The sequence below is a fragment of the Flavobacterium sp. genome (assembly GCF_036515215.1).
In the GTDB taxonomy this organism is placed as follows: Bacteria; Bacteroidota; Bacteroidia; order Flavobacteriales; family Flavobacteriaceae; genus Flavobacterium.
Genome location: NZ_DATBVQ010000074.1, coordinates 1 through 7369 on the forward strand (window position 1 = coordinate 1; position 7369 = coordinate 7369).

Annotated in this window: 6 protein-coding genes; 2 read left to right on the forward strand and 4 right to left on the reverse strand. The window is 36.8% G+C overall.

Annotation, left to right across the window (positions count from 1 at the left end; translation table 11 throughout):
• A partial coding sequence (locus VIH09_RS05365; protein ID WP_331578646.1) for a fatty acid desaturase family protein occupies positions 1 to 751 on the reverse strand: 751 nt, incomplete at its 3' end.
• Between the two features lie 108 nt (positions 752 to 859).
• Here VIH09_RS05365 and rsmG point away from each other — a divergent pair.
• Positions 860 to 1489 carry a 16S rRNA (guanine(527)-N(7))-methyltransferase RsmG gene (rsmG, locus tag VIH09_RS05370; RefSeq protein WP_331578648.1) on the forward strand — a complete coding sequence of 210 codons (630 nt, stop codon included), beginning with the start codon at positions 860 to 862 and terminating at the stop codon, positions 1487 to 1489.
• A 151-nt stretch (positions 1490 to 1640) separates the two neighbouring features.
• Here the strand turns inward: rsmG and pruA are convergent, their stop codons facing one another.
• The 3 genes from pruA to VIH09_RS05385 form a co-directional block, all read right to left on the reverse strand.
• On the reverse strand, positions 1641 to 3269 hold the full coding sequence (gene pruA, locus VIH09_RS05375) for an L-glutamate gamma-semialdehyde dehydrogenase (RefSeq protein ID WP_331578650.1): 1629 nt from the start codon (positions 3267 to 3269) through the stop codon (positions 1641 to 1643).
• 164 nt (positions 3270 to 3433) lie between these two features.
• Entirely contained in the window at positions 3434 to 3820 is a 387-nt protein-coding gene (apaG, locus tag VIH09_RS05380) for a Co2+/Mg2+ efflux protein ApaG (RefSeq protein WP_331578652.1), read from the reverse strand.
• An 80-nt stretch (positions 3821 to 3900) separates the two neighbouring features.
• Positions 3901 to 5151, reverse strand: a complete 1251-nt coding sequence (locus VIH09_RS05385) for a DUF5103 domain-containing protein (RefSeq protein ID WP_331578654.1) — start codon at positions 5149 to 5151, stop codon at positions 3901 to 3903.
• Between the two features lie 170 nt (positions 5152 to 5321).
• Here VIH09_RS05385 and VIH09_RS05390 point away from each other — a divergent pair.
• Positions 5322 to 7369 (forward strand): pitrilysin family protein (locus VIH09_RS05390; RefSeq protein ID WP_331578656.1); only part of this gene is annotated, 2048 nt, incomplete at its 3' end.

Consider the following 7369-nt stretch of genomic DNA (forward strand, 5'->3'; position numbering starts at 1 on the left):
TGCTTAGAATCAATCCTGCCGTGTAGTGCATGATGAAGAATCCGATTAATACTTTCCACCAAGTGATACCAATCATGATTGGCAATACAATCCAGATGGATACATAAATCATTTTTGTAATTATTAATGTAGTCCAAAGTATTTTAGGGCTTTTGGCTTCTCCGTAAGACAGTTTTCTTTTCAGGTAACTTCTCATCTGCTTGAAATCAGTCGTTAAGGCCCAATTGAAAGTCAATAATCCATATAGAAAGACGGAATAATATTGTTGGAAACGGTGGAAATTGTGCCATTTTGCATCCTTTGTAAAACGGATGATTCTTCCGGCATCAAGATCTTCATCGTGACCCGGTATATTTGTATAGGTATGGTGCAACACATTATGCTGTACTTGCCAGTTGTGTACATTTCCCGCCAAAACATAAATGGTGCCTCCCATGAATTTGTTTACCCAGCTTTTATTGGAATAAGAACCGTGATTTCCGTCGTGCATCACATTCATTCCCACTCCGGCCATTCCAATTCCTATTACTATGGTAAGCAGAAGGTGCGCCCAAAAAGGCATATCGAGTGTCAGTATCAAAAAATACGGTGCGAGAAATACGGTGAACAGAATTATGGTTTTCAAATAAAGCCTCCAGTTTCCTGTTTTTTGAATGTTGTTTTCTTTGAAGTAATTGTTTACGCGAGAGTTAAGTGTCCTGAAAAATTTCAGTTTGTCTTGCTTTGCAAATGTAGGGGCGGTAGTATTCATATATAATTGTAATAAGCTCCAAAGATAAATATTATAAATTTTAACTATGCCAAATTGAGTTAAATATTTAAGAGTTAAAAATAGTACTTTTGTTAAAAAAATAGAACGATGGACGAGATTCTAAAGTATTTCCCTTATTTAACCGATATTCAGAAGGAGCAGTTCGCAAAATTGGACGCTTTATACCACGATTGGAACGAAAAAATCAATGTCATTTCCAGGAAAGACATTGATGCCTTATATACAAAGCATATTTTGCATTCCTTGGGGATTGCCAAAATCACAAAATTCGAACCCGGGACTTTTGTCTTAGACGTAGGTACCGGCGGCGGATTTCCCGGAATCCCATTGGCGATTCTTTTTCCGGAAACCCGTTTTTATTTGATTGATGTTATTGCCAAAAAAATTAAAGTGGTTCAGGCAGTTGCCGAGGCATTAGAATTGAAAAACGTAAAAGCTGAACAATTGCGCGCCGAAAACGTAAAAGGGGATTTCGATTTCATCGTAAGCCGTGCCGTGACCAACATGCCGGATTTTGTTTCTTGGGTGAAAAACAAAATAAAGAAAAGCAATAAGCATCAACTGAAAAACGGGATCCTTTACTTGAAAGGAGGCGACTTAACAGAAGAGTTGAAGAATTTCCCGAAAGCAACGGAATACAATTTAGCCGATTTTTTTGAAGACGAATTCTTTGAAACGAAGAAAGTGGTGCACTTGCCGCTGAAGTTTACCGTATAGTTAATTAGTCGAATATCATAAAGTCTTGTAGTCGAACGATAGGATGAGTATAGAAATTTAACGTAAAAAGCCGAATCTAAAATTTAGATTCGGCTTTTTTTTATGATGTAAAGTTCTCTAAGACTTTCGACTTTCAAGCTTTAAGACTCATTTATTCTCCCAAAAATGGGTATCTGTAATCTGTTGGAGTTACAAAAGTTTCTTTGATTGTTCTAGGAGAAGCCCAACGCAATAAGTTTAATGGGGAACCTGCTTTGTCATTGGTCCCTGAAGCTCTTGCTCCACCAAATGGTTGTTGCCCTACGACAGCACCTGTTGGTTTGTCATTGATATAGAAGTTACCGGCAGCATTTTGTAATTTTACTGTAGCTACTTCAATAGCATAACGGTCTTGACTGAAAACAGCCCCCGTTAATGCGTATTCAGATGTAGTGTCCACTAGCTCTAAAGTCTCTTCCCATTTGGCATCTTCATAAACGAAAATGGTCATAACCGGTCCGAACAATTCAGTTGCCATAGTTGAGTAATGAGGGTTAGTCGTTACGATCACCGTAGGCTCGATAAAGTACCCAACTGATTTGTCGTAGTTTCCACCAACGATAATCTCAGCATCGGTATCTTTTTTGGCTTGGTCAATAAAACTGGCCAATTTGTCAAATGAACCTTCATGGATAACAGCAGTGATAAAGTTACCAAAATCTTCTGGTGAACCCATTTTCATTGATTTTACATCAGTGATAATTTGTTCTTTTACAGCTGGCCATAAACTCTGTGGAATATAAGCTCTAGAAGCAGCTGAACATTTTTGTCCTTGGAATTCGAAAGCTCCACGAACGATTCCCGTGGAAACTTGCTTCGCGTTGGCACTTGGATGCGCTATGATGAAATCTTTTCCACCTGTTTCTCCTACGATTCTTGGGTAGGTTTTGTAGTGGTGGATGTTAGTTCCAATTTTTGCCCAGATATCTTTAAATACATGAGTTGAACCTGTGAAATGCATTCCTGCAAAATCACGACTTGCCAAAACCGTGTCGGTAATCATTAAAGCGTCACCAAAAACTACATTGATAACACCATCAGGAACACCTGCTTCTTTGAACACTTCGATAATGATTTGTGCTGAGAATACTTGGCTATCACTTGGTTTCCAAACCACAACGTTACCCATCATAGCGGCACTGGCCGGAAGATTGGCAGCAATTGCTGTAAAGTTAAAAGGAGTGATCGCATAGACAAACCCTTCAAGAGGTCTGTACTCTAAACGGTTCCACATATCTGAAGTAGACGTTGGTTGGTCTCCGTATATTTGAGTCATGAATTCTACGTTAAAACGCAAAAAGTCAATAAGCTCACATGAAGCATCAATTTCCGCCTGATGGATATTTTTAGACTGCCCAATCATTGTTGCGGCATTTATTCTAGCTCTATATGGTCCAGCAATCAATTCAGCCGCTTTAAGGAAAATGGCTGCGCGTTGTTCCCAAGCCATATTTGCCCAAGCTGTTCTAGATTCTAATGCATTTGCAATAGCTTTCTCGACATGAGATTTTTCAGCAAGGTGATACGTTCCAACAATATGTTTATGGTCGTGAGGAGCCGACATGTTTTTTGTATTTCCAGTTCTAATTTCTTCGCTTCCGATATATAAAGGAACATCGATTTTAGAATTCCACATTTTAGTATAAGCTGCTTGAACGGCTGCTTTTTCAGGTGAATTTGGTGCATACCCTTTTACTGGTTCGTTTACCGCTTTTGGTACGTGAAAAAATCCTTTTAGCATGATATTGTAATTTGTTAATCTGTTTTGACAGATAAGATTAGATAATTAAAAAATAAATTGTTCCAAATGTTGCGAATAATTTATTGCACGACAAAAGTACAAAGGATAATTTAAAAATTTGATAAATTTAGTATAAGAAAACCGAATATCTTCAGTAGAAAATATTAGTTCAATGCAAATGGGGCACACAATTTAAAGGAAGGCACGAAAACTTTAAAAGTTTTTGTGCTGGTAAAATTGATCATGTTAAAATAGCCTTTCATGGCACCGTAAGGGGATGACAATAAGCAGCCTGAGCTATAAGTGTGAAGTTCACCCGGTTTTAAGACCGGTTTTTTTCCGATGATTCCTTCGCCATCAACGACCTCCAGGTCGTTTAGAGAATCGAAAATTTCCCAATGGCGTGAAGTCAATTGAACGGAATCCTTGCTGTGGTTCTCGATTGTAATCTGATAACTAAAGGCAAAGTGTATCTTGTAGTTCTTGAAGTAAGTGCCTTCAAAACTAGTCAATACCGAAATTTTTATGCCTCTTGTTATTTGAGAAACCATAATGAAGTATTAGATATGTGTGTAATAGCAGCAAAATTACGATTTTTTGATTTCGTTTTGCCTTTTTACCGAATGTTTTTTTAATTAATAATATTTAGGGAGTTAGCGGTTCCTTTGCCTACAACCCTATAATAACGATCGGTGCTTTCTCTGTAATAAACCAAAATAATATAATCGTTTTCCGTTTGATAAAAATTACCGTCAATCGCATTTTCATTATCGACGACTCCCTTACTGTCGGCAATGACATATTCGTAATTCGTAAATCCTTGTTTTATCAAGAGGGCCTTTTCATAAATCGCCTTTTTTGGATTGTAATCCATCTTGAATTCAGGTGTTAGGCTGTAATTGTTAAACATCCCATTGATATAGATATCTTTGTTGCTTCTAAAAGTGGGGGCTGAAAGACTAAAATAAACCCAGGCATAATCGGCCTCGATCTCGCTATTTTCTGCGTTTAAATTGCGCACCACAAAGTTACCATTAATGTCTTCATAAACGGTGTAGGGAAAATTGGCGCGGGCATTATTGGTGTACAAATACGAATTGTAAATTTCGGTACTGGAATCCACTCTCGATATATTATTGTTCGCTGCTCTGATGTCTTTGTTTTCAAAATACAAAAATTCGTTTCCTGCCCAAAATTGGGTCTCAGTGTCGTATTTGTATATTAAGTCATTACCAATCGTGTATTGTGGCAATACATTTTTGATGGCGCTATCGAACTTGCCGTTTTGCATAAGCACCACTTTTACGTTTTTCAATGGATTTTGAAAAATAATCGTATTCGATTTTACGGCAAATTCCAGGTTATGCTTGGTTTCAATATTGCTCACCGTTCGTGCCCGTTTTACTTGTATCGGTACGGTTACTAAATCTTCGTGCAAAATGAACTTTCTGGAGAAAACAACATCCTTGCTGTCATTTAAAATTTTGAGTATGTAATTTCCGCTGATAAGCAATTGCTGCGTATATTGATTGGGAATGGACAGCGTGTAATGAGAATAGATTTGCAAGGTGTTGAAAGAGTTGTTGTAGTTCTGTATTCTTTGGTTGTCGAAGCCCTGCAGGTATTCGTTTTTTGGTATTTCAGAGTGATTCCAATTGTAATCGCAATGGATGATTTCGTAATAATAATCGGCTTCGTTCCCAAATAAATCGTCAAACTGCAACTGGAATCCTCTGCCTAATTGCAATATTGGAACCGCATTTTGATTGTTCTGAATAAAAGATATGGTCTTGATGTTAAACGGCGGAGCTACTTCATTTTCTACTTGAGAAAATAAAACATGTATAGTAGACAGAAGCAATATGGTAATTATTTTTTTCATTTAAAGAAAGGGCTTAAAAGCGTTAAATATAGTGATTAATACTCAAAATCACACATCCGTATCGAAATTGGAACCGTTGTTTATTGTAGGAAAAATGTTAAATTAATCTTATTTAAGTCCTTATTTTGTGTTTTTTTTAATTAGATTTATTAAAAAATAAACCAACCTATATGAAACAATTTTCTAAAGTAACCATTGGCTTACTATTTTGTTCTTCAGCAATTTTTGCTCAAGACATCGACCTTTCTAAAAAAATACCCTTAGATCTATCCGTAAAAACGGGTGTTCTTGAAAACGGATTGACCTACTACATCAAGAAAAATGCCAAACCTGAAAACAAAGTTGACTTAAGGTTAGTGGTTAATGCGGGTTCGATTCTTGAAAATGACGATCAAAGAGGATTGGCGCATTTTATGGAGCACATGAATTTTAACGGAACCAAGCGTTTCCCTAAAAACAAGCTGGTGGATTACTTGCAAAGTATTGGTGTGAAATTCGGGCAACATTTAAATGCCTATACAGGTTTTGACGAAACCGTTTACTTCCTTCCAATTCCTTCTGACAGTCCAGAAAAATTGGAAAACGGTTTTAATATTATCGAGGATTGGGCTTTTAATGCTGATTTGACCCCAGAAGAAATTGAAAAAGAAAGAGGAGTCGTTCTAGAAGAGTATCGATTAGGTCTTGGAGCGGATAAGAGAATGCTTAGTCGTTATTTGCCAAAAATGATGTACAATTCCCATTATGCGGATCGCTTGCCGATAGGAGAGAAGGAGGTTTTGGAGAACTTCAAATACGATAAAATTGTAAGCTTTTACAAGGATTGGTACAGGCCGGATTTGATTAGTGTTATCGTGGTAGGTGATATAGATGTTGCCGCTATGGAGAAAAAAGTGAAGGAGCATTTCTCCAAGTATAAAAATCCGGCAAACTTGAAAGAGCGAAAAATATTTGAAGTGCCTAATCATAAAGAAACTTTTGTAGCTGTTGAAAGTGATAAAGAAGCACCATACACAATGGTTCGATTACTTTACAAGGATTACGGATTTCCAAAAAAAATGAAGACTATTGGTGATTATAAAAATAATTTAACCGAAGGGTTATTTGCTACGATGATTAATAATCGATTAAGTGAGTTAGTCAATTCGCCAAAGCCACCTTTTACTTATGGCTATTCCTATCATGGAGGTACTTATGCGAGAAGCAAAGAGGCTTATCAGTCCTTTGCAGTTGTTCAAGAAGACAAACAACTTTCTGCCCTTAAAGTTTTAACGGTCGAGAATGAACGTGCTAAAAAGTATGGATTTACCGAAGGGGAGTTTGAAAGAGCTAAATCTGAGGTTCTGGCGCAATATGAGAAACAATATAATGATCGTGATAAAACAGACTCTGATAATTTTGTAGCTCAATATCAATCAGAGTTCTTAGAGCAAGAACCTGCTCCCGGTATTGAATGGGAATTTAAAACAACAAAAGAGTTGCTGCCTTCGATTTCATTGGTTGATGTCGCCACATACATGAAAGATTTAGTAAAAGAGGATAATAGAGTAGTTATTATTACGGGTCCTGAAAAGGAAGGATTAGTTAAAGTTACTGAGCAGCAAGTGTTAGAGGCATTAAAAATAAATGCTGATGAAATTACGCCATATCAAGATTCAAAAATGGTGACTAGTTTACTTAGAAATGAAGTAAAACCAGGGTCAGTTATAAAGAAGCAAACGGATACTAAACTGGGATTAACTACATTGTTTCTTTCTAACGGTGCAAAAGTGAAGTACAAAAAAACGGACTTCAAAAATGACGAAATCCTTATGGAAGCGGTGAGTTTTGGAGGAACTAATGTCTATTCTAATGACGAAATAATCAAAACTCAATTTGCTAATGGATCTTTGGCTGAAGCTGGTTTTTCGGGTTTAAAGTTAAACGACATTAATAAATTCATGTTGGGTAAAATTGCTTCGGTTAGTCCTTATATAGGTGCTATAACTGAAGGGTTAAGAGGAAGCGCCACGCCTAAAGATTTGGAATATTTGTTCCAAAGTACCTATGCTTATTTTACGGATTTGAATTTAGACCCAGAAGCTTATGAAGGCTTTAAGCAAAAACAATCTGCTTTCTATAAAAATATGGCTTCACAACCTTCTTTCTTTTTCCAACAAGAATTGTATGCCTATTTGATGAAAGAAGATCCTAGGTTTAACGGAATTGTTCCAACAGA

What these genes read in the sequence shown, in the direction of transcription:
- rsmG (WP_331578648.1), top strand. Translation starts at nt 860, where the DNA reads ATGGACGAGATTCTAAAGTATTTCCCTTATTTAACCGATATTCAGAAG.
- pruA (WP_331578650.1), bottom strand. Translation starts at nt 3,269, where the DNA reads ATGCTAAAAGGATTTTTTCACGTACCAAAAGCGGTAAACGAACCAGTA.
- apaG (WP_331578652.1), bottom strand. Translation starts at nt 3,820, where the DNA reads ATGGTTTCTCAAATAACAAGAGGCATAAAAATTTCGGTATTGACTAGT.
- VIH09_RS05385 (WP_331578654.1), bottom strand. Translation starts at nt 5,151, where the DNA reads ATGAAAAAAATAATTACCATATTGCTTCTGTCTACTATACATGTTTTA.